Annotated in this window: 20 protein-coding genes and 1 pseudogene; 13 read left to right on the plus strand and 8 right to left on the minus strand. The window is 72.2% G+C overall.

Annotated features, from left to right (window positions below; all coding sequences use genetic code 11):
- The first annotated feature begins 1 nt into the window (after position 1).
- Positions 2 to 1801 (plus strand): translation elongation factor 4, encoded by a 1800-nt coding sequence (gene lepA, locus VIB11_RS11665; protein ID WP_332031398.1) that lies wholly within the window; start codon positions 2 to 4, stop codon positions 1799 to 1801.
- A gap of 6 nt (positions 1802 to 1807) precedes the next feature.
- Here lepA and VIB11_RS11670 read toward each other — a convergent pair whose 3' ends face one another.
- Both VIB11_RS11670 and VIB11_RS11675 read right to left on the minus strand, forming a co-directional pair.
- On the minus strand, positions 1808 to 2596 hold the full coding sequence (locus VIB11_RS11670; RefSeq protein WP_332031399.1) for a tyrosine-protein phosphatase: 789 nt from the start codon (positions 2594 to 2596) through the stop codon (positions 1808 to 1810).
- 10 nt (positions 2597 to 2606) lie between these two features.
- Positions 2607 to 3566, minus strand: a complete 960-nt coding sequence (locus VIB11_RS11675) for an ornithine cyclodeaminase family protein (RefSeq protein WP_332031400.1) — start codon at positions 3564 to 3566, stop codon at positions 2607 to 2609.
- A gap of 291 nt (positions 3567 to 3857) precedes the next feature.
- Between VIB11_RS11675 and hemW the strand changes: the two genes are divergently transcribed.
- Complete coding sequence (gene hemW / locus VIB11_RS11680) at positions 3858 to 5084, plus strand: radical SAM family heme chaperone HemW (protein WP_332031401.1); 1227 nt, start codon at positions 3858 to 3860, stop codon at positions 5082 to 5084.
- 3 nt (positions 5085 to 5087) lie between these two features.
- Here hemW and VIB11_RS11685 read toward each other — a convergent pair whose 3' ends face one another.
- On the minus strand, positions 5088 to 5648 hold the full coding sequence (locus VIB11_RS11685) for a DUF4870 domain-containing protein (RefSeq protein ID WP_332031402.1): 561 nt from the start codon (positions 5646 to 5648) through the stop codon (positions 5088 to 5090).
- Between the two features lie 196 nt (positions 5649 to 5844).
- The gene (locus VIB11_RS11690) at positions 5845 to 6726 is read right to left on the minus strand and encodes a DUF3097 domain-containing protein (protein ID WP_332031403.1); all 882 of its coding nucleotides are present in this window, start codon (positions 6724 to 6726) and stop codon (positions 5845 to 5847) included.
- Positions 6727 to 6875: 149 nt separating this feature from the next.
- Here VIB11_RS11690 and hrcA point away from each other — a divergent pair, with 149 nt between their 5' ends.
- Genes hrcA through VIB11_RS11705 form a run of 3 tightly spaced genes read left to right on the plus strand, consistent with a single transcriptional unit; the run spans position 6876 to position 9819 of the window.
- A complete protein-coding gene (hrcA, locus tag VIB11_RS11695; RefSeq protein WP_332031404.1) occupies positions 6876 to 7907 on the plus strand; it encodes a heat-inducible transcriptional repressor HrcA in 1032 nt (343 codons plus the stop codon).
- A 31-nt stretch (positions 7908 to 7938) separates the two neighbouring features.
- The gene (gene dnaJ / locus VIB11_RS11700) at positions 7939 to 9063 is read left to right on the plus strand and encodes a molecular chaperone DnaJ (RefSeq protein ID WP_332031405.1); all 1125 of its coding nucleotides are present in this window, start codon (positions 7939 to 7941) and stop codon (positions 9061 to 9063) included.
- Positions 9064 to 9075: 12 nt separating this feature from the next.
- Positions 9076 to 9819: a 16S rRNA (uracil(1498)-N(3))-methyltransferase gene (locus VIB11_RS11705; RefSeq protein WP_332031406.1), complete on the plus strand. Its 744-nt coding sequence runs from the start codon at positions 9076 to 9078 to the stop codon at positions 9817 to 9819.
- Between the two features lie 4 nt (positions 9820 to 9823).
- Here the strand turns inward: VIB11_RS11705 and VIB11_RS11710 are convergent, their stop codons facing one another.
- Positions 9824 to 11005 carry a Gmad2 immunoglobulin-like domain-containing protein gene (locus VIB11_RS11710; protein ID WP_332031407.1) on the minus strand — a complete coding sequence of 394 codons (1182 nt, stop codon included), beginning with the start codon at positions 11003 to 11005 and terminating at the stop codon, positions 9824 to 9826.
- Positions 11002 to 11553 carry a SigE family RNA polymerase sigma factor gene (locus VIB11_RS11715; protein ID WP_332031408.1) on the minus strand — a complete coding sequence of 184 codons (552 nt, stop codon included), beginning with the start codon at positions 11551 to 11553 and terminating at the stop codon, positions 11002 to 11004. The genes VIB11_RS11710 and VIB11_RS11715 overlap by 4 nt, the downstream gene beginning before the upstream one ends.
- A gap of 70 nt (positions 11554 to 11623) precedes the next feature.
- Between VIB11_RS11715 and VIB11_RS11720 the strand changes: the two genes are divergently transcribed.
- From VIB11_RS11720 to VIB11_RS11750, 7 genes are all read left to right on the plus strand, one after another.
- The gene (locus VIB11_RS11720) at positions 11624 to 12010 is read left to right on the plus strand and encodes a histidine triad nucleotide-binding protein (RefSeq protein WP_332031409.1); all 387 of its coding nucleotides are present in this window, start codon (positions 11624 to 11626) and stop codon (positions 12008 to 12010) included.
- Positions 12011 to 12033: 23 nt separating this feature from the next.
- Positions 12034 to 13089, plus strand: coding sequence for a PhoH family protein (locus tag VIB11_RS11725; protein WP_332031410.1), 1056 nt, complete (start codon positions 12034 to 12036; stop codon positions 13087 to 13089).
- Positions 13067 to 13534 (plus strand): rRNA maturation RNase YbeY, encoded by a 468-nt coding sequence (gene ybeY, locus VIB11_RS11730; RefSeq protein ID WP_332031411.1) that lies wholly within the window; start codon positions 13067 to 13069, stop codon positions 13532 to 13534. Before VIB11_RS11725 ends, ybeY begins: the two co-directional genes overlap by 23 nt.
- A gap of 7 nt (positions 13535 to 13541) precedes the next feature.
- A complete protein-coding gene (locus VIB11_RS11735) occupies positions 13542 to 14861 on the plus strand; it encodes a hemolysin family protein (RefSeq protein ID WP_332031412.1) in 1320 nt (439 codons plus the stop codon).
- Entirely contained in the window at positions 14858 to 15787 is a 930-nt protein-coding gene (era, locus tag VIB11_RS11740; protein WP_332031413.1) for a GTPase Era, read from the plus strand. The genes VIB11_RS11735 and era overlap by 4 nt, the downstream gene beginning before the upstream one ends.
- A gap of 270 nt (positions 15788 to 16057) precedes the next feature.
- Positions 16058 to 17887, plus strand: coding sequence for a BCCT family transporter (locus tag VIB11_RS11745; RefSeq protein ID WP_414695818.1), 1830 nt, complete (start codon positions 16058 to 16060; stop codon positions 17885 to 17887).
- Positions 17888 to 17943: 56 nt separating this feature from the next.
- Positions 17944 to 18978, plus strand: coding sequence for an aspartate-semialdehyde dehydrogenase (locus VIB11_RS11750; RefSeq protein WP_332031414.1), 1035 nt, complete (start codon positions 17944 to 17946; stop codon positions 18976 to 18978).
- Positions 18979 to 19017: 39 nt separating this feature from the next.
- Here the strand turns inward: VIB11_RS11750 and VIB11_RS11755 are convergent, their stop codons facing one another.
- The gene (locus VIB11_RS11755) at positions 19018 to 19983 is read right to left on the minus strand and encodes a DMT family transporter (RefSeq protein ID WP_332031415.1); all 966 of its coding nucleotides are present in this window, start codon (positions 19981 to 19983) and stop codon (positions 19018 to 19020) included.
- A gap of 70 nt (positions 19984 to 20053) precedes the next feature.
- On the opposite strand from VIB11_RS11755, the gene VIB11_RS11760 reads away from it, so the two are divergent.
- The gene (locus VIB11_RS11760; RefSeq protein WP_332031416.1) at positions 20054 to 21016 is read left to right on the plus strand and encodes a LysR family transcriptional regulator; all 963 of its coding nucleotides are present in this window, start codon (positions 20054 to 20056) and stop codon (positions 21014 to 21016) included.
- On the opposite strand, the pseudogene VIB11_RS11765 reads toward VIB11_RS11760, so the two are convergent.
- Positions 21007 to 21317, minus strand: a pseudogene (locus VIB11_RS11765) (acyl-CoA dehydrogenase); the annotation flags it as partial. The gene VIB11_RS11760 and the pseudogene VIB11_RS11765 overlap by 10 nt on opposite strands.

Consider the following 21317-nt stretch of genomic DNA (forward strand, 5'->3'; position numbering starts at 1 on the left):
GATCCGCAACTTCTGCATCATCGCCCACATCGACCACGGCAAGTCGACGCTGGCAGACCGCATGCTGCAGATCACCGGCGTCGTCGACGAGCGGGCCATGCGCGCGCAATACCTCGACCGCATGGACATCGAGCGCGAGCGCGGGATCACGATCAAGTCCCAGGCCGTGCGCATGCCGTGGGAGCTCGACGGCGCGACCTACGCGCTCAACATGATCGACACCCCGGGCCACGTCGACTTCACCTACGAGGTGTCCCGGTCGCTGGCCGCGTGCGAGGGCGCCGTCCTCCTCGTCGACGCCGCGCAAGGCATCGAGGCCCAGACCCTGGCCAACCTCTACCTGGCCATGGAGAACGACCTCACGATCATCCCGGTCCTGAACAAGATCGACCTGCCGGCAGCCCAGCCGGAGAAGTTTGCCGAGGAGCTCGCCGGGCTCATCGGCTGTGAGCCCGAGGACTGCCTCAAGGTGTCGGGCAAGACCGGTGTCGGCGTCGAGCCGCTGCTCGACGAGATCGTTCGGCAGCTACCGGCGCCGACGGGCGACGCCGACGCCCCGGCGCGCGCCATGATCTTCGACTCCGTCTACGACACCTACCGCGGCGTCGTCACCTACGTCCGCGTCATCGACGGGCACCTCAGCCCGCGCGAGCGGATCCAGATGATGTCGACCAGGGCGACCCACGAGCTGCTCGAGATCGGCGTCATCTCGCCCGAGCCGGTGCCGTCGAAGGGCCTCGGCGTCGGAGAGGTCGGCTACCTCATCACCGGCGTGAAGGACGTGCGCCAGTCCCGCGTCGGCGACACGGTCACCAACCTGGCCAAGCCAGCCCAGGACGCCCTCGGCGGCTACCGCGACCCCAAGCCGATGGTGTTCTCGGGGCTCTACCCGATCGACGGGTCCGACTACCCCGACCTGCGCGACGCCCTCGACAAGCTCAAGCTCAACGACGCGGCGCTGGTCTACGAGCCGGAGACGTCCGCGGCGCTCGGCTTCGGGTTCCGGATCGGCTTCCTGGGGATGCTGCACCTCGAGATCGTCCGCGAGCGGCTCGAGCGCGAGTTCGACCTCGACCTCATCTCCACGCTGCCCAACGTGGTCTACGACGTGACCATGGACGACGGCAAGAAGCTCGAGGTCACCAACCCCAGCGAGTTCCCCTACGGCAAGGTCGCCGAGGTCCGGGAGCCCGTCGTGCGCGCCACGATCCTCGCCCCGAGCGAGTTCATCGGCGCGATCATGGAGCTCTGCCAGCAGAAGCGCGGCAGCCTGCGCGGGATGGACTACCTCTCGGAGGAGCGCGTCGAGATGCGCTACACGCTCCCCCTCGCCGAGATCGTCTTCGACTTCTTCGACCAGCTCAAGTCGCGCACGCGCGGGTACGCCTCGCTCGACTACGAGCCCGACGGCGACCAGGTGGCCGACCTCGTCAAGGTCGACATCCTGCTCCAGGGCGAGACGGTCGACGCGTTCTCCGCGATCGTCCACAAGGACAAGGCCTACGCCTACGGCGTCATGATGGCGAGCAAGCTCAAGGACCTCATCCCGCGCCAGCAGTTCGAGGTGCCGATCCAGGCCGCCATCGGGTCCCGCATCATCGCGCGCGAGAACATCCGCGCCATCCGCAAGGACGTGCTCGCCAAGTGCTACGGCGGTGACATCAGCCGCAAGCGCAAGCTCCTCGAGAAGCAGAAGGCCGGAAAGAAGCGGATGAAGAACATCGGCACCGTCGAGGTGCCGCCCGAGGCCTTCATCGCCGCTCTCTCCTCCGACAGCGCGCCGGAGAAGTCCAAGAAGTAGCCGCCGTCAGGAGCGCAGCCGGGTCCGCAGGAGCTCGGTCTCCTCGGGTGTCCAGCCGTGCTCGTGCAGCCAGCCCGCGGCGCCGCCGTACCGCTCGTCGAGCACCTCGAGGATGCGGGCCATCGTCTCGGCGCGGGGCAGGTGGTCCTCGACGGGGCGGTCGCGCAGGTTGTCCGAGTAGGCGGGCCGGTGGCGCAGCCGGTCGAGGATCCGCTCGATCCGCTCCCCGGTCGCGACGTAGTCGGCGATGATCTCCTCCTCGGGGACCCCGGCCACCGCCAGGGCCATGCCGACGACCGTGCCGGTGCGGTCCTTGCCGGCCGCGCAGTGCACCACGGTGGCGCCGTGGCTCGAGGCCACCACGCGCAGGGCCGCGGAGACGGAGTCGGGGCGGTCGGCGAGGTAGCCGAGGTAGTGGCTGGCCCAGTAGTCGTCGTCGTGGCTGCGCAGGCGCTCGCGGGTGCCGTCCTTCTGCCAGGGCAGCACCAGGGCGTCCGCCACGGTCACCTCGACCTCGTCGTCGCGGAACAGCGAGTGCCGGTGGTGGGTGAGCTCGGTCCTCGTCAACGGCCCGGGGCCCTCGACGTGGTACTCGACGTCGCTGCGCAGGTCGACGACGTCGGTGACCCCCACGACCTCGACGAGGTGGCGGATGTCGGCCGCGGTGAGGTCCTGGAGGTTGTCCGAGCGGAGCAGGCGCCCCCGGCGGATCGTGCCCCCGTCAGTGGTCGGCAGCCCGCCGACATCCCGCATGTTGACGACGCCGTCGAGGTCCAGCCACCCGATGCTGCTCACCTGACCGACCCTACGTCGCCGCGGTGACGGGCGGGTGGCCAACGCCTGACTGCTCGGCACGGCGGACGACGGCGTCGGCGACGACCAGGTCGCTCAGGCCGTTGCCGAGGTTCTGGCAGACGACCCGCCCGGGCGGCCTGGCGCCGGTCACGGCGCTCTGGAGCACCTGCCCGGTCCAGGCGGACGGGCTCGGGTAGTCGCCCAGCGTGCGCTGCGCCCGGATCGCCTCGAACGCGGTGACGTCGTCGGCGGCGAGCAGGGCCTCGCGAGCCAGGTCCGGCCCGACGGAGCTGGCGTAGTCCAGCGGGAGCACGAGGGCGTCCTCCCGCACCCGGGCCGGGTCCAGGGTGGCTCCCTCCACGCCGATGGACAGCGCGGTGATGACGACCGCCGCCTCCTGCACAGCCTCGACCGGCTCAGCGGTCGTGCGCAGCCGGACGGCAGGAGTGTGCCCGGCCGCCCAGGCCGCGATGTCGTGCCGGGCCTGCTCGCGGCGGGCGTAGACGACCACGTCGTGGCACCCGAGGGCCTCGAGCACGCGCAGGTGCGAGCGGGCCTGCACGCCCGCACCGGTGATCGCCACCGGCCCGGTCGCCTCGGGTGCCAGCGCCCGCACGCAGGCCCCACTGACGGCGGCGGTCCGCGCGGCCGTGAGCTCGCCCGCGGCCAGCACGGCACGCGGCGCACCCGTCTGGCCGTCGTTGACGACCATCAGCCCGGACGCGGTCGGGAGCCCGCGGGCCGGGTTGTCGGGGAAGATGCTGATCCACTTGCAGCCGAGCAGCCCGCGCTCGGGCCAGGCGGCCGGCATGGCGTTGGCGAAGCTGCCGGGGAGGGGGTGGACGGCCGGTTTGGGGGGCGCCTCGGCCCGCCCCTCCGCGAGGGCGACCAGCGCCTCGGCGACGAGGTCGACGCACTCCAGCGGAGGCGGGAGCAGGCTGCGGACGTCGTCGTCGGTGAGGTGGAGCACGAGGCCGAACCTATCCCGGGCGCCGCGCGGCGGACCTGCCCCCGACACGGGTGAGGGCCTCGGGAAGTATGAGTTTCCGAGGCCCTCCGGCCGGGGCCGAAGCCCCGTGTCGGCGCTCTCGCTACTGCGGGTGCGCTCTTCCTTTGTAGCCGCGAAACCCCTGTCCCGCAAGGGGTTTCGGCTGCCAGCAGCCTCCCGATCGAAATGTCGCAGGGACACGTCGGGCATCCCCGACAAGCCGGGCGCCCGGTCGCCGGAGGACCGCGCCGCGCCGGCTGAGACACTGGGAGCATGCCGAGCACGCTGCCCGAGGGCGACCCCGCGCCCCCCGACGGCGCCCTGCCGGACGCCGCTCTGGCGACCCTGGCGGAGCGCCCGTTCGGGATCTACCTGCACGTCCCGTTCTGCTCGGTGCGGTGCGGGTACTGCGACTTCAACACCTACACGCTGACCGAGCTGGGCGCCGACGGCGCGAGCGTGGCCACCTTCGCCGACGCCGCGGTGGGCGAGCTGCGGTTCGCCGGTGGGGTGCTCGGGCACGCCGGGCCGGCCGAGACCGTCTTCATCGGCGGCGGCACGCCCACGATGCTGGCTCCGGACGACCTGGTGCGCATGCTCGACGGGGTTCGCGAGGTCTTCGGTCTCGCCCCCGAGGCGGAGGTGACCACCGAGGCCAACCCCGACTCGGTGACCCGCGAGGGCCTCGAGCGGCTGGCCGAGGGGGGCTTCACCCGCGTGTCGGTCGGCATGCAGTCGGCGGTGCCGCACGTGCTGCGGGTCCTCGACCGGACCCACGAGCCGGCGAACGTCTCCCGCGCTGTCGAGGCGGCCCGCGCCGCCGGGCTGCACACCAGTGTCGACCTCATCTACGGCACGCCGGGGGAGTCCGTGGCGGACTGGCGCACCAGCCTCGACGCGGCCGTGGCGCTCGAGCCCGACCACATCTCTGCGTATGCGCTGGTCGTCGAGGAGGGCACCCGCCTGGCGGCGCAGGTGCGCCGGGGTCAGGTCCCGGCCCCCGAGGACGACGACGAGGCCGCGAAGTACGAGCTCGCCGACGAGGTCCTGGAGGCCGCCGGGTACGCCTGGTACGAGGTCAGCAACTGGGCCCGCACCCCGCAGGCACGCTGCCGCCACAACGAGGGCTACTGGGCCGACGGCAACTGGTGGGGCGTGGGTCCGGGGGCGCACAGCCACGTGGGCGGCGTGCGGTGGTGGAACGTCAAGCACCCCAACGCGTATGCCGGACGGCTGGCGTCCGGGGTGTCGCCGGCGGCCGGCCGGGAGACCCTGACGGCCGACCAGCGGTACGACGAGCGGGTGCTGCTCGGTGTGCGGCTCGTGGAGGGTCTGCCGATCACGGACCTGCGCGGGGAAGGGCGTGCCGCTGTGGCGGGGCTCATCGCCGACGGCCTGGTGGACGGCAGTGCGGCCCTGCGCCGCCAGCGGGTCGTGCTGACGAGGCAGGGCCGTCTGCTGGCCGACACCGCCGTGCGGCGGCTCCTGGGCCTGCGCTGAGCGCTACTTCACCCAGTTCGGCGTGAGCGGGTAGCGGTACCACTTGCCGTTGTTGGCCTCGATCGCGGCGATGATCTGGAAGACGATCGCACCGACCGCGATGATGGCGGCGGTCACGAATCCGACGAGGACGAACATCAGCGGGATCGAGATGAGCAGCCCGATCGCGACGATGATCTGGAAGTTCAGCGCCTGGGCGGAGTGGTGGCGCACGAACGGCCCGCGGTCCTTGAACACCAGGAAGATCACCAGCGGGCCGAGGAACGGCAGGCCCACGATCGAGGCGACGAACGGCGAGAGGTGGGCGACGATGGCCCACGTCTTCTCGTCGCTCGGGGACAGGGGCTGCGCACCGGGCTGGGGGTAGGCCGGCGCAGGGGCACCCTGCTGGCCCCAGGCCTGCTGACCAGCCTGGTCCCCGTAGCCCTGCTGCGGAGGGGCCGGCGCGGCGTACGCCTGGGCGGGGGGCTGCTCGCCGGAGGGCTGCCCGGTGAGCGGCTCGTCGCCGTACGGCTGGCCAGCGCCCGGGCTGTCGTCGGACGGTGTCTGCGGCTGGTTGGTCATCTGGTCCTCCGGTGTGAGTGGTGCTGCACCCAGTCAAACGCATGGCGGGGGGTGCTGGTGCGGACTTCGGGGTGTGCTCAGGGCCGGATCAGGGCGCCCTTCAGGGCGGACCCTGAGCCACCCGCGCGTGGAGCGACCCTGCAGGCCTGGAGCGACCCCGCAGGCGTCCGCGATGCACGCGCCGGGACATCCCCAGCTACTGGCCGGTCGGCTCGGTGACGAAGTCGATGAGCTCCTCGACGCTGGCCAGCAGCGTCGGCTCGAGGTCGGCGTAGCTGCGGACCGTGCCGAGGATCTGTTTCCAGGCCCGCGCGATGTCGGCCTGCGTGTCGTGGGGCCACCCGAGGTGGGCGCAGATCCCGTGCTTCCACGACTGGCCGCGCGGGATCACCGGCCAGGCCGCGAGCCCGAGGCGCTCGGGGCGGACCGACTGCCAGACGTCGACGTACGGGTGCCCCAGGATCCGGACGTGGGCGGCATACGGCTGGAGGCGCTGGGCGGCCTCCACCACGCGGTGCTCCTTCGTGCCGTGCACCAGGTGGTCGACGAGGACCCCCATCCGCCGGCCGGGCCCCGGCGCGAAGTCACGGATGGCGGCGGCGAGGTCGTCGACGCCGTCGAGCATCTCCACGACGACACCCTCGATGCGCAGGTCGTCGCCCCACACGCGCTCGACCAGCTCGGCGTCGTGACGGCCCTCGACGAAGATGCGGGAGCCGCTGGCGACCCGGGCCTTCGCGCCGTGGACGGCGACCGAGCCGCTGGCCGTGCGCGAGGCCGCCTGCCGGGCCGCGGCCACCTGGGCGCGTGCGGCGGCCCTCGGGGCGGTCAGGACCACGGGGCGTCCGTCGAGGAGGAAGCCCGGGCCGAGCGGGAAGCCCTTGGACCGGCCGCGGCGGTCCTCGAGGTGGACCACCTGCATGCCGCCGGCCTTCTCGACCCGGGTCACCGCCCCGCACCAGCCGGTCTCGACGTCCTCGACCACGAGACCCGTCTCAGCCTCGACCTCCTTCGAGCGTCCCCCACGCGGGGCACGCCAGTCGCCGGAGAGCACGTCGGAGCCATACCTGTCAGTCACCGGGGAAGGCTACGGCCGCTGTGCCCTCGGCCACAGCGGGCACGCCGGGAATCGGCGCAGGCGCAGGAGAGGACGTAGACTTGGCACTCGGACAATGCGAGTGCCAGCAGCGCTCGCGGGCCATCGACCTCGGGACGGAGGAGTGCCACATGAGCGAAGAACGACGGCTGGCGGTGCTGCGCGCCATCGTCCAGGACTACGTGCAGACGTCTGAGCCCGTCGGGTCCAAGGCCCTGCTCGAACGCCACCACCTCGGGGTCTCCGCCGCCACCGTGCGCAACGACATGGCCGTCCTCGAGGAGGAGGGCCTCATCGCGGCGCCCCACACCAGCGCCGGGCGTGTGCCCACGGACGCCGGCTACCGCCTGTTCGTGGACCGGCTCAGCGCGGTCAAGCCCCTGAGCGCCGCCGAGCGCGCCGCCATCGCGCAGTTCCTCGAGGGCGCGGTCGACCTCGACGACGTCGTCGACCGCACCGTCCGGCTGCTCGCCTCGCTGACCCGGCAGGTCGCCGTCATGCAGTACCCCTCGCTGACCCGCTCGTCGGTGCGCCACGTCGAGCTCGTGCCGCTCGCACCGAACCGGCTGATGGTCGTGCTGATCGTCAACACCGGCCGGGTGGAGCAGCGGGTCATCGAGTCGTCGCACGACCTCGCCTCCGCGGACTCCGAGGCGCTGCTCGCCCGGCTGCGGTCCAAGGTCAACGCCGTCGCGGTCGGCCACCGTCTCGTCGACGCGTCGGCGGCGCTGCAGTCCCTGCCGGAGGAGTTCGAGCCGGCGGCCCGCGACCTCGTCCGCGCCATCGTCCGCTCCCTCGACGACGCCCTCGTCGAGGAGCGCGAGGAGCGCGTCGTCCTCGCCGGCACCGCGAACCTCGCCCGTGTGGGTACCGACTTCCCCCTCAGCATCGGCCCGGTGCTCGAGGCGCTCGAGCAGCACGTCGTGCTGCTGAAGCTCCTCGGTGCCACGCACGTCGGCGCCGACGCCGTCGCCGTGCGCATCGGCCACGAGAACCCGTATGCCGGGCTGCAGACCACGTCCGTGGTCTCCACCGAGTACGGCACGGGCTCGGACCTCGTGGCCGGTCTCGGCGTCGTGGGCCCGACCCGCATGGACTACCCGACGACGATGGCGTCGGTGCGTGCGGTCGCTGCCTACGTCTCCCGCATCCTCGCCCAGTGAGCCCACCCCGCAACACGGAGAAGGACGTTCGTTGAACGACTACTACCAGGACCTCGGCGTCTCCAGGGACGCCTCGCCCGAGGAGATCAAGCGCGCCTACCGCCGGCTCGCCCGCAAGCTCCACCCGGACGTCAACTCCGGCCCGGAGGCGGAGGACCAGTTCAAGAAGGTCTCCCAGGCCTACGACGTCCTCGGCGACGCCGAGAAGCGCCGCGCCTACGACATGGGCTCCGACCCGTACGCCAGCGGCGCGGCCAGCTTCGGCCAGGGCTTCTCGTTCAGCGACATCATGGACGCCTTCTTCGGTGCCGGCGCCGGGGGCCCGCAGCGGGGCCCGCGCTCGCGCCAGCGGCGGGGCCAGGACGCCCTCGTCCGCCTCGACATCGACCTCGCCGACGCCGTGTTCGGCGCCGAGCGGGAGCTCACCCTCGAGACCGCGGTCGTCTGCGAGACCTGCCACGGCGACGGCGCCCAGCCCGGCACCTCGCGACGCACCTGCGACGTCTGCAACGGCCGCGGCGAGATCCAGCAGGTGCAGCGCTCCTTCCTCGGCCAGGTCATGACGAGCCGCCCCTGCATGACCTGCCACGGGTACGGCGAGGTGCTGGTCAGCCCCTGCTTCGAGTGCTCCGGCGACGGCCGGGTACGCACCCGCCGCACCCTGAAGATCAAGGTCCCCGCCGGTGTCGACACCGGCACCCGCATCCAGCTCACCGGGGAGGGTGAGGTCGGCCAGGGTGGCGGCCCGCCCGGGGACCTCTACGTCGAGGTCAACGTCCGCCCGCACGCCACCTTCCAGCGCAGGGGCGACGACCTGCACTGCACCGTCGAGCTCCCGATGACGGCCGCGGCCCTCGGCACGACCGTCAAGCTCGACACCTTCGACGGGGTCAACGAGCTGGAGATCCGGCCCGGCACGCAGCCCGGCGACGCCATGACGCTGCGCGGGCTCGGCGTCACCCACCTGCGGGGCACCGGCCGCGGCGACCTCATCGTGCACTCCAACGTGCTCACCCCCGTGAAGCTCGACGCGCAGCAGGAGGACCTCCTGCGCCAGTTCGCCGCCCTGCGCGGCGAGGAGCGGCCCGAGGGCAGGCTGGCGCCCGCCGGCCAGGGGCTGCTCGGCAAGCTGCGCGACGCGTTCAAGGTCAAGTAGCCGGCCCTTCCCATGACCCTGCCGCTGTTCACGGTCGGCGCCGGCGCGCTGTCGCAGCTCGGCCCGGGGGACACCCTCGTCCTCGACGGGAGCGAGGGGCGCCATGCGGCGACGGTCCGCCGCATCGGCGCGGGCGAGCGTGTCTACGTCGCCGACGGTCGCGGCACGCGGGCCGAGACGGTCGTCGAGGGCGTGCGGCCCGACGCCCTGCTGCTGCGCGTCGAGTCGGTGGAGACCCAGCCGGAGCCCTCGCCGCGGTTCGTGCTCGTGCAGGCCCTCGCCAAGGGCGACCGCGACGACGACGCCATCGAGGCCGCCACGGAGATCGGCGTCGACGAGGTGGTGCCCTGGCAGGCCGGGCGGAGCATCGTCCAGTGGCGCGGCCAGCGGGGGGAGAAGGCGCGGGGCAAGTGGCAGAACGTGCTGGAGGCCGCGAGCAAGCAGTCGCGCCGCAGCAGGGTGCCCGCGCTCGCGCCGCTGGCCACCACCCGGAGCCTGGCCCAGCGGATCCAGGGCGCGGCCGCGGCCTACGTCCTGCACGAGGACGCAGCGGCACCCCTGGCGGCGCAGCCCCTGCCGGCCTCCGGTGAGGTGCTGGTGGTGGTCGGCCCGGAGGGCGGGATCAGCCCCGAGGAGCTGGCGACGTTCGAGGCGGCCGGGGCGGTGGCGGTGCGGCTCGGCTCGACGGTGCTGCGGTCCTCCAGCGCCGGCCCTGCGGCGCTGGCGGTGCTGAGCGCCGCCAGCAGGTGGCGGTAGGGCCTCACTTCACCGTGAAGGTGACCTGCTTCTCGGCGTTGACCTTGTCGCCGTCCTCCATGCTCATCTCGAAGACCCGGATGGCGTAGCTGCCGGCCGGCAGCACCCCGAGGCTGAACGAGTACTCGCCACGACCGGGCGCGCCGATGCTGGCCGTGGCGAAGCCGTTCCTGACCTGTGTGGCGCCGCGCTTCAGCTGCCAGCTGACGTTCGCCTCGAAGACCGTGGCCTCGCCCTCGACGACCACGGGCTTCCCTGCCGGGAGGACCTCGTCGCGGCCCGGCGCGGTGACCCAGATCGGCGCCAGGTCGCGGTAGTACTCCTCGCGGCTGGCCGGCCGGTTGTAGGTCGCGTCCGCCGGCAGCCGCCCGAACAGCCTCGGCGACCCGTCGGCGACCTCGAAGGTCACCGGGATCGTGCCCTTGCCGACCGCCGCCTGGGCCGTCCAGACGAGCTCCTGCACGGCGACCCGGGCGATGTCGGCATCGGTGACGGCGGGGGAGCCCGCGTTGCTGAGCCGCACGGTGATGCGCTGCGGGGTCACACTGACAGTCTCGACCGTCGTGCCCGACCACGGCTGGAGGTAGCCGTCCGTGTTGCTGAATGGCTGCGCGTCCAGGGCGAGGTCGAGGGCCCCCTTGGCCTTCTCCTCGTCGCCGGCCGTCGCCGGGGTGTCGCCACGCAGGAACTCCCGGTAGAGGCGCCACACCTCGCGCTGGCCGCCCACCGGCCCGACGTAGTAGACCGGCAGCAGGGCCCGCTCGGTGACCGGCGCGCTCGAGGGCGAGGGACTGGTCGGCGGGCTCGGGCTGGGCTCGGGCGATGCCGGGGACTGCGACGGTGCGGGAGCCGGTGACCCGGTGGCGCTCGGCCCGGCGGGGGGAGCCGCCTGCTCGTCGCCGCTGTTGACCACCCAGAGGGTGCCCGCGATGACGGCGACCGCTGCCGCCGCGGCGACCGGGGCGAGCCAGCGCGGCGGGCCCGTGCGGGAGCGGGTGTCGTGGCCCGGCGTGCCCGCGTCCCGGGAGCCCGCAGCGGCGAGGATGTCGTCGAGTCGGTCGGTGGGCTCCATCCGCTCTGCCTCCTGGTGCAGGGTGCGCCGCAGCCGGCGCTCGACGAGGTCGAACTCGCCGGGCTCGTAGTCGGGGTTCATGAAGTCGCCCGTGGGGTCGTGGCGGTCGCTCATCGCGCGGCCTCCATCCCGTGCCGCAGGGCGGCGAGGCCGCGGTGGGCGTGTGCCTTGACCGAACCCGCCGAGATGCCGAGCGCGTCGGCGATCTCCGCCTCGCTCAGGTCGAGGTAGTAGCGCATCGTCAGGACCTCTCTCTGGCGCTGGGGGAGCCCGCCGAGGGCCCGCACCATCGCGTCGTGGGACTCGCGGGCCAGGGCTCGCTGCTCGGGGCTGGGCTCGGGCACCGACCCGTATGACGTGGGCTCGCTCTGCTCCCGCGCGAGGTGGCGCTGCTCGACGCCCCGGTGGCGCAGCCCCGACCGGGCGCCGTTGACCACCGCGCGACGCAGGTAGGCGGTGGCCCGGGCGTGGTCGCGAATCGAGTCCCAGCGGCGGTGCACCGCGATGAACGCCTCCTGGGCGACCTCCTCGGCGAGCTGGTCGTCGCGCAGCAGCAGCCAGGCGAGCCGTACGAGTCCCGTCCAGTGCTCGGCGTACAGGGTGGTGATGGCCATGTCGGCCGTCACCACGTCGCTGCGCCCGCCTGCGCCCCGCTCGGCCACGCCCAACCCTCTCACGCACCCTCGACGCGCAGCGCGCCCCGGAGGTTGACGCGCCGATAGGCTCGGCTCCATGAGTGCCGAGAGTGCCGAGAGTGGTGCCGGGGCCGCCCAGGCGGGTGCCGACTGCCTGTTCTGCAGGATCGTGGCCGGGGAGATCCCGGCGACCGTCGTGCACGAGACCCCCAACACGGTGGCCTTCCGCGACGTCGACCCGCAGGCCCCCACCCACGTGCTCATCGTGCCCCGGCGGCACGTCCCCACGGTGGTGGACCTCGTCGACGCCTCGCCGGGCGAGCTCGCCGAGCTGGTCCGCGCGGTGGGGGACGTCGCCCGCATGGAGGGGCTCGACCGTGGCTACCGGACGGTGTTCAACACGGGCAGGGAGGCCCACCAGAGCGTCTTCCACGCCCACGTGCACGTGCTGGGCGGGCGCTCCATGACGTGGCCGCCCGGATGAGCGCCCCGTAGACTGGGCGCAACATGACTGACGTCGATCAACCGAACACGCCAGGGGGGCAGCCGGACGGCGCACCCCACCCCAGCCCCACGCACACCGTCGTGATCCCCCCGCAGGTGCAGATGGTCACCCTGCTCGGCCCCCGCGACGAGTTGCTGCGCACCATGGAACGCGCCTTTCCGCACGTGTCGATCCACGTGCGCGGCAACGAGTTCCACATGACGGGTCCGAGCGCCGACGTGGCGCTGGTCGAGCGCACGATCGACGAGCTGCTGCTGGTGATCGAGGGCGGGCAGCCGCTCAACCGCGACGCGGTCGAGCGCTCCATCGGCATGCTCCGCGCGCAGACGGCCGAGCGCCCTGCCGACGTCCTGACGATGAACATCGTCTCCTCGCGTGGGCGCACGATCCGGCCCAAGACGCTGAACCAGAAGCACTACGTCGACGCCATCGACGAGCACACGGTCGTCTTCGGGATCGGCCCGGCGGGCACTGGCAAGACCTACCTGGCCATGGCCAAGGCGGTGGCCGCGCTCCAGGCCAAGCAGGTCAACCGGATCATCCTCACCCGTCCCGCCGTCGAGGCGGGGGAGCGGCTCGGTTTCCTGCCGGGCACCCTCACCGACAAGATCGACCCGTACCTTCGCCCGCTCTACGACGCGCTCCACGACATGGTCGACCCGGACTCCATCCCCCGGCTGATGGCCGCCGGCACCATCGAGGTCGCACCGCTGGCCTACATGCGCGGCCGGACCCTCAACGACGCGTTCATCATCCTCGACGAGGCGCAGAACACCTCTCCCGAGCAGATGAAGATGTTCCTCACCCGCCTCGGCTTCGGCTCCAGGATGGTCGTCACCGGCGACGTCACCCAGATCGACCTGCCCGACGGCACGCGCTCCGGCCTGCGCGTCGTGCAGGAGATCCTCGACGGGGTCGACGACGTGCACTTCGCCATGCTCACCCCCCACGACGTGGTCCGGCACCGGCTGGTCGGGGCCATCGTCGACGCCTACGGCCGGTGGGACGACCGACAGCAGGGAGGGCGGGCCCAGCGTGAGCGTCGACGTTCTCAATGAGACCGACTACCGGCTCGACGAGCTCGAGCTGGTGTCCTGCGCGAAGTACGTCATGCAGCAGATGCGGGTCCACCCCGGTGCCGACCTGTGCATCCGGCTGGTCGACGAGCCCGCGATGGAGGTCCTCCACGTGCAGTGGATGGACCTTCCGGGGCCGACCGACGTGATGTCCTTCCCCATGGACGAGCTGCGCCCCGGCCACGAGGGCGTCGAGCCCGAGGAGGGCGTCCTCGGCGACATCGTGCTCTGCCCGTCGGTCGCGGCGAAGCAGGCCGCCGAGGCCGGTCACGCGACCGAGGAGGAGCTGCTGCTCCTGACCACGCACGGCATCCTGCACCTGCTCGGCTACGACCACGCCGAGCCGGAGGAGGAGAAGGAGATGTTCGAGCTGCAGCGACAGCTGCTGCTGACCTTCCTGGCCGGACGGGGTCGTCCGGAGGCGTGAGCGGACCATGGTGACCCAGCTCGTCCTGCTCGCGCTCCTCAGCACGCTCATCGCCTTCCTGCTGTCGGCGGCCGAGGCCGCCCTCGGGCGGATCTCCCGGATCCGCGCCCAGGAGCTCGGCGACGAGGGGCGTGCGGGCGCGGCGGCTCTCTCGCGCATCGTCGGTGACGGCGCGGCATACCTCTCGGTCCTGGCCTTCGTCCGGGTGGTCGCGGAGGCCTCCGCCGCCGTCCTGATCACGTTCGCGGTGAGCGAGCTGGTCGAGGGCACGGCGGCCCGCGTGCTGACGGCCATCGGCGTCATGGCGGTCGTCTCGTTCGTCATCGTCGGCGTCTCCCCGCGCACGCTCGGACGCCAGCACGCCGACACCGTCGCACTGCTCGCCGCACCCGTGGTGGTGTTCCTCAGGCGCGTGCTGGGGCCCCTGGCGCGCCTGCTCGTCGCGCTCGGCAACGCGGTCACGCCCGGACGCGGCTACCGCGACGGGCCGTTCCAGAGCGAGTCGGAGCTGCGCGACCTGGTCGACCTCGCGGGGGAGAGCGCCCTCATCGAGGCCGAGGAGCGCGAGATGATCCACTCCGTCTTCGAGCTCGGCGACACCGTGGCCCGCGAGGTCATGGTGCCGCGCACCGACATGGTCACCATCGACGGCGACAAGACGCTCCGGTCGGCGATGTCGCTCTTCCTGCGCTCCGGGTTCTCCCGGATCCCGGTCCTGGGCGACGGCTCCGACGACGTGCTCGGACTGCTCTACTTCAAGGACGTCGCCCGTCGGGTCAACGCCGACCCCGACGCCGCGTCCCTGCCCGTGACCACCCAGATGCGACCCATGCACTACGTCCCGGAGAGCAAGCCGGTCGACGACCTGCTCCGCGAGATGCAGCACGACCAGAGCCACTTCGCGATGGTGGTCGACGAGTACGGCGGCACCGCGGGGCTGGTCACCATCGAGGACATCCTCGAGGAGATCGTCGGCGAGATCGCTGACGAGTACGACCGGGAGGCCCCGGGGGTGGAGCAGCTCCCGGACGGCACGACCCGGGTGCCGGCGACCATGGACATCGACGACCTCGCGGACCTCTTCGGGGTGACGATCGAGGAGGACGAGGTCGACACCGTGGGCGGGCTCATCGGCAAGACCATCGGCAGGGTGCCGATCGTCGGGTCCCGCTGCGAGGTGGCCGGGCTCGCCCTGACCGCCGAGCGGATGGCCGGTCGGCGCCACCGGATCGCCAGCGTCATCGTGGAGCGGCTTCCGGCGCCGGCGTCAGAGGTCGAGGGAGAGACGGCTACGGTGGAGTCCACCGACCGGGAGGGTGTGTCATGAGCGTGGAGTCGCCCAGCGGCTACGTCGCGGGCTTTGCCTGCCTCGTGGGCCGCCCGAACGCCGGCAAGTCCACCCTCACGAACGCGCTCGTGGGGCAGAAGGTCGCCATCACCTCCTCGAAGCCGCAGACGACCCGGCACACCATCCGCGGCATCGTGACCACCCCGACGTCGCAGCTGGTGCTCGTCGACACCCCGGGGCTGCACAAGCCGCGCACCCTGCTCGGGGAGCGGCTCAACGACGTGGTGCGCGAGACCCTGCTCGAGGTCGACGTCATCGGCTTCTGCCTGCCGGCCGACCAGCGCATCGGCCCCGGCGACACCTTCATCGCGAGCGAGCTCAAGGAGATCCAGCGCGCCAAGCGCCGACCGGTCGTGGCGCTGGCCACCAAGTCCGACCGCGTCGACCGCGACCGGCTGGCCGAGCACCTCATCGCCATCGACCAGCTCGGCGACTGGGACGCGATCGTGCCCTGCTCCGCCGTCAGCGGCGAGCAGGTCGAGGAGGTGGCCCAGGTGCTCGCGTCGTACCTCCCGTCCTCGCCCGGCCCGCTCTACCCCGAGGGCGTGCTGACCGACGAGCCGGAGTCCATGATGATCGCCGAGCTCGTCCGCGAGGCCGCGCTGGAGGGCGTGCGCGACGAGCTGCCGCACTCGCTGGCCGTCGTCGTCGAGGAGATGGTCCCCCGCGAGGGCAGGCCCGACGACAGCCCGCTCCTCGACGTGCGGGTGAACGTCTTCGTCGAGCGCCCCTCGCAGAAGGCGATCATCATCGGCCGAGGGGGTTCGCGACTGCGCGAGGTCGGCACCAACGCACGCCGCGGCATCGAGGCACTGCTCGGCCAGAAGGTGTTCCTCGACCTGCACGTCAAGGTCGCCAAGGACTGGCAGCGCGACCCGAAGCAGCTGCAGCGCCTGGGGTTCTGACCCGCGAGGTTCTGACCGCGAGGTTCTGGCCGCGGGGCCCTGAACCGCGGTCGCAGCGGCCTGGCAGGCGCACTGTGGCGAGGCTCACGGCATACCCCAAAGCCGTTGTCACGCAAGTGATTCCGGTGTCTCGCGAGGGTCGTCGCCTGATCTGGAGTTGAGGTCCTTCCACCCTCTTCGGCACAGTGTCAGGTCGACTGAACTGACCTGGCACGTAACGGACGAGAAAACGAAGGAGAGGCGCCCCGCGACCCGGGGCGCCGCAACTGCGTGAGTACACCACTGACCAAGACAGGACCCACGGCTCCGAGCGAGGTGGCCGGCGACGGCGCCCCCCTCGACGAGCTCCACCCAGCGCTCGACCTGAACATCGAGGAGCACCCGGCCGAGGAGCCGCAGCGCCTCGACAAGGTCGTTTTCGGCGTCACCGCCGTGCTGGCCATCGGCTTCATCCTCTGGGGCTTCCTGAGCACGTCGACGCTCAGCTCCGCGTCGGCCAGCGGCCTGGACTGGGTCGTGCACAACATGGGCTGGCTGTTCTCCCTGGTCGCGAGCGGGTTCGTCCTGTTCGTGATCTGGCTGGCGGCGGGCAAGTTCGGCCGCATCCCGCTCGGCCGCGACGACGAGGGGCCGGAGTTCAAGACCGTCTCCTGGATCGCCATGATGTTCTCCGCGGGCATGGGCATCGGCCTGATGTTCTACGGCGTCTCCGAGCCGCTGTCGCACTTCGTGACCCCGCCGCCCGGAACCGGCGCGCCCGGCAACGCCGAGGCCGTCCAGAACGCCATGGCCACGACCCTCTTCCACTGGACGCTCCACCCGTGGGCGATCTACGCCGTCGTCGGCCTGGCCATCGCGTACGGCGTGTTCCGCAAGGGGCGCTCCCTGCTCATCAGCTCGGCCTTCGCGCCGCTGCTCGGCGAGAAGCGCGCCGGCGGTCCCGCTGGCCGGGTGATCGACATCCTCGCGATCTTCGCGACCCTCTTCGGCTCCGCCGCCTCGCTGGGCCTGGGCGCCCTGCAGATCGGCTCCGGCCTCGAGATCGTCGCCGGTCTCGGCACGGCGGGCAACGCCCTGCTCGTCGCGATCATCGTGGTGCTGACGCTGTGCTTCATCCTGTCGGCCGTCTCCGGTGTCGCCAAGGGCATCCAGTGGCTGTCCAACACCAACATGGTGCTGGCGGTCGTGCTGGCCGTCTTCGTGTTCGTCGTCGGCCCGACCGTCTTCATCCTCAACCTGGTCCCGACCGCTGTCGGCAGCTACTTCCAGGACCTCGCGATGATGTCGGCGCGCACCGACGCCGCGGGCGGCAGCGCGATGAAGGAATGGCTCTCGGGCTGGACGATCTTCTACTGGGCCTGGTGGGTCAGCTGGACCCCGTTCGTGGGCATCTTCATCGCCCGCATCTCGCGCGGCCGCACCGTGCGCCAGTTCGTCACCGGTGTGCTGCTCGTTCCCAGCGTGGTCAGCCTCGTCTGGTTTGCCATCTTCGGCGGCGCCGGCATCCACCAGCAGCGCCGTGGCACCGACCTCGCGTCGCAGGCCACCGCAGAGGGCTCGCTCTTCGCGATGCTGTCCAACCTGCCGCTGTCGACCATCACCTCGGTGATCGTCATGGTGCTCGTCGCGATCTTCTTCGTCTCGGGCGCGGACGCGGCGTCCATCGTCATGGGCACGCTCTCTGAGCGCGGCACCCTCAAGCCGAGCCGGAAGACGGTCATCTTCTGGGGCGGCGCCACCGGCGCGGTCGCCGCGGTCATGCTGCTCGTCGGTGGTGAGGACGCACTGTCCGGGCTGCAGAACATCACGATCGTCGCGGCGCTGCCCTTCCTGGTCGTGATGGTCGGCCTCGCGATCTCGCTCGTGAAGGACCTGAGCGCAGACCCGCTGATCGTGCGCCGCGAGATCGCCGTCGCGGCCATCGACCAGGCCGTGGTCGCCGGTGTGACCGAGCACGGCGACGACTTCGCGCTGGTCGTGGAGGAGGCCCCTGCCGCCGACGACACGGCTGCAGGCACCGCCACAGACACCGCCACAGACACCGCCACGGACGACGACCTCGCGCACGCTGCCACGCGTGAGCCGGTGGCCGCCCCGTAGCGCCAGATAGTGGGCGGTCCACCGCCTCAGCGCCGAGCCGACCTATCCTTGGCCCCATGAGAATCGGAGTATTCGGGGCCACGGGACAGGTCGGCTCGGTCATGCGCGCGCTCCTCGCCGAGCGCGGGTTCCCGGTCGACGACATCCGCTACTTCGCCTCCGCGCGCTCGGCCGGGACGACGCTTCCGTGGGCCGGCGGCGAGGTGACGGTGGAGGACTCCGCGACCGCGGACTTCTCCGGCATCGACATCGCGCTGTTCTCCAACGGCGGCGCGGCGTCGAGGGAGCTGGCCCCGAAGGTCGCCGCAGCGGGCGCGACCGTGGTCGACAACTCCTCCGCCTGGCGCAAGGACCCTGACGTGCCCCTCGTGGTGAGCGAGGTCAACGCCGACGACCTCGACAGCATCCCCAAGGGGATCGTCGCCAACCCGAACTGCACCACCATGGCCGCCATGCCGGTGCTGAAGCCGTTGCACGTCCGCTCCGGACTGGTGCGCCTGCACATCTCGAGCTACCAGGCCGTCTCCGGGTCCGGCGGCAAGGGGGTCCAGGAGCTCGACACCCAGCTGCGTGGCGGGTATGCCGCGGGCGACCCGACCGGTCTTGCCCTCGACGGGCGCGCGGTGAAGGTCCCGGACCCCACCGTGTACGCCGTGCCCGTCGGCTTCAACGTGGTGCCGCTGGCCGGCTCGATCGTCGACGACGGCTCGCTGGAGACCGACGAGGAGCAGAAGCTCCGCAACGAGTCGCGCAAGATCCTCCACCTCCCTGACCTGCGGGTCTCCGGCACGTGCGTGCGGGTCCCGGTCTTCACGGGGCACTCGCTCGCGATCCACGCGGAGTTCGCCGACGACCTCTCGCCGCAGGAGGCGCTCGAGCTGCTCGGCCGCGCGCCCGGCGTCGTCGTGACCGACGTGCCGAACCCTCTCGAGGCGGCGGGCCGCGACGAGGTGTTCGTCGGCCGGGTGCGCGCCGACCAGGCCGCTCCGGAGGGCAAGGGCCTCAACCTCTTCGTCGTGGGCGACAACTTGCGCAAGGGCGCTGCGCTCAACGCGGTGCAGATCGCCGAGGAGCTGCTCAAGCGCCGCTGAGGCGCGCGCACGTTCTCGGGAGGGACGCTCCCCGGCCGCTCACGCGGCATACGGGTGGGGGGCGTCCCTCTCGGTGTGCCGACGCGTGGGCAGGTGCGCCACCGCACGTCGGGTCCGGCGGCACTGGAGGCTGACGACGGACCCCAGGACCGCAGCGCCGCCGAGGGCCTGGCCGAGCGTGAGCCGGTCGCCGAAGACGAGTGCGACGGACACGGCGGCCACGACCGGCTCGACGCAGGAGAGGATCGCCGTCCTCGAGGGGCCGAGGCGCTGCAGCCCCGACTGGTGCAGGACGAGGGCGAGGACCGTGCCGACCAGGCTGAAGGCGGCGATCCAGCCCCAGGCCAGGGGGCTGGCCCCGAGGCCCAGCGGCGAGCCCGTCGCCCCGGCCAAGGCGGCCAGGCTGGCCAGCGCGGCCGTGGTGAGCACGGCCGTCACCACGAAGATGTCCGCCGAACGGGGGACCGTCGAGGCGGCGATGGTGTACGCCGAGCAGGTCAGGGCCGCGCCGAGGGCCAGGGCTGCGCCGGTGGGGGACCCGGTGTCCACCCCGCCGAGACCGAGCAGCAGGACCATGCCGAGCGCCGAGCAGGCCAGCGCCGTGAGGGTGCGTCGGGTCGGCGACTCGCGTCGCGTCAGGAACCCCGCCAGGGTGACCAGCGCCGGGTAGGTGTACAGGAGCAGGGCAGCCGTGCCCGCGCTCATGCTCGCCACCGCACCGAAGTAGAGGCTGGACTGGGCGGCGTAGCCGACGGCACCGAGGCCCACGCACGTGAGGAGCGTCCGCTGGTCCGGCCAGGCGGGTCGGCGCGCCGCCACGACTGCCCAGAGGACGAGCGCCGCAACTGCGAACCTCCCGACCAGCATGCCCTGCACCGTGGTGCCCGTCGCGAAGACGGCCTTGGCGGCCACGACGGAGAGCCCGAAGCAGGTCGCTGAGCCCAGGACCAGGAGCGCACCCGCGGAGGTGTTGCCGGTGTGGGGGCGAAGGGTGCTCAGGCTCATGGGTCGACGGTAAGAACGACCCTGGGTATCGAGGTAGCCTATCTTGACTGGGTATGCCAAAGGAGATTCCTTGACCACGCTCCACCAGCTCCGCTGCTTCCTGACGGCCTACGAGCAGGGCTCACTGACGGCCGCCGCCGCCGAGCTCGGCCACGCCCAGCCGTCGGTCTCCGAACAGGTCAGGGTTCTCGAAGGCTCCCTCGGCGCAAGGCTGTTCGAGCGTGTCGGGCGCGGGCTGGTCCCGACCGAGGCTGCCCACGAGCTGGTGCCTCACGCCCGGCAGGCACTGGCGGCGGTCGACGCGGGGCGTGCCGCGGTGCGCTCGGTCACTGAGCTGGAGACCGGCACGGTCCGGTTCGGTGTCTTCGGGACGGCGCGCATCTACCTCGCCACCGAGGTCGTGCTGTGCCTGCTCGAGCAGCACCCCGGTGTGCGGGTCGAGCTGGTCGGCCAGAACTCCCTCGACGTCCAGGACGAGCTGCGGCGCGGCCGGATGGAGGCCGCGGTCATCGCCCTCCCGGTCGCCGACCCCAGCTTCGCCGTGCACCCCGTCCTCAAGGACGAGCTGGTCTACGTCAGCGCGCACCCCGAGCGCCTCCGGCGGCCGGTGAGCGGTGCGCGGCTCGCCCAGGCCCCGCTGGTCCTCGCCGAGGCCAGCTGGGGAGTGCGCGACGTGACGCGGGCCCAGATCGCGCTCGCCGCCGAGGCCGAAGGCCACGCGCTCCAGGCGCGGGTCGAGGTGGAGGACACCGAGACGACCATCGAGGTCGCCGCCAGCGGTGAGGCGGACACCATCGTGGCGCTCGGCGCGCTCCACCTGCTGGGCGAGCGGGTGCCGCGCCGGCTGGGCTGGGTTCCGCTCCGCCCCCGGCTGCACGACTCGTTCGCGATCGTGCACCGGCAGGGGGCCGTGCTCTCACCTGCCACCCGGGTCATGACCGAGATCGTCGCGGAGCGCCTGCGGCAGGTGGGCGCGTCCGCGCGGCGCGCGGGCAACCACCGCCTTCCGCAGGCCAGCGGGTCTCAGCGGTAGGTGCGCCAGACCGACTCGGCCTCGCTGGCTCCGGGCGACCACGACGCGATCCACGGCCCGGTGCCCTCGCTCGGGTCGAGGACGCCCTCCTCCAACCAGGCGTAGTCGCCGGCCAGGACGCCCTTGGCGAGCCGGACGTCGGCGTCGTCGCTGTTGGACCACAGCGCGGAGAACAGCGCCTCGACCCTGACCCGGCTCTGCTGGCAGAACACGTCCGCCAGCTGGTAGGCCGACCGACCGCGGGCGGCGTCGTCGGTGCGGAGCATCTCGGCCCGGCTGCAGGCCGCCGCCATGGCGAACA

Origin of the sequence: Pedococcus sp., assembly GCF_036554925.1 — a bacterium.
Lineage (GTDB): Bacteria > Actinomycetota > Actinomycetes > Actinomycetales > Dermatophilaceae > Pedococcus_A.

Excerpts from the sequence above, each read along its gene's own strand:
- VIB11_RS11685 (WP_332031402.1), bottom strand. The coding sequence starts at position 5,648 with ATGACCAACCAGCCGCAGACACCGTCCGACGACAGCCCGGGCGCTGGC.
- VIB11_RS11710 (WP_332031407.1), bottom strand. The coding sequence starts at position 11,005 with ATGAGCGACCGCCACGACCCCACGGGCGACTTCATGAACCCCGACTAC.
- VIB11_RS11725 (WP_332031410.1), top strand. The coding sequence starts at position 12,034 with ATGACTGACGTCGATCAACCGAACACGCCAGGGGGGCAGCCGGACGGC.
- VIB11_RS11735 (WP_332031412.1), top strand. The coding sequence starts at position 13,542 with ATGGTGACCCAGCTCGTCCTGCTCGCGCTCCTCAGCACGCTCATCGCC.
- VIB11_RS11705 (WP_332031406.1), top strand. The coding sequence starts at position 9,076 with ATGACCCTGCCGCTGTTCACGGTCGGCGCCGGCGCGCTGTCGCAGCTC.
- era (WP_332031413.1), top strand. The coding sequence starts at position 14,858 with ATGAGCGTGGAGTCGCCCAGCGGCTACGTCGCGGGCTTTGCCTGCCTC.
- VIB11_RS11755 (WP_332031415.1), bottom strand. The coding sequence starts at position 19,983 with ATGAGCCTGAGCACCCTTCGCCCCCACACCGGCAACACCTCCGCGGGT.
- VIB11_RS11750 (WP_332031414.1), top strand. The coding sequence starts at position 17,944 with ATGAGAATCGGAGTATTCGGGGCCACGGGACAGGTCGGCTCGGTCATG.
- hrcA (WP_332031404.1), top strand. The coding sequence starts at position 6,876 with ATGAGCGAAGAACGACGGCTGGCGGTGCTGCGCGCCATCGTCCAGGAC.
- hemW (WP_332031401.1), top strand. The coding sequence starts at position 3,858 with ATGCCGAGCACGCTGCCCGAGGGCGACCCCGCGCCCCCCGACGGCGCC.
- VIB11_RS11720 (WP_332031409.1), top strand. The coding sequence starts at position 11,624 with ATGAGTGCCGAGAGTGCCGAGAGTGGTGCCGGGGCCGCCCAGGCGGGT.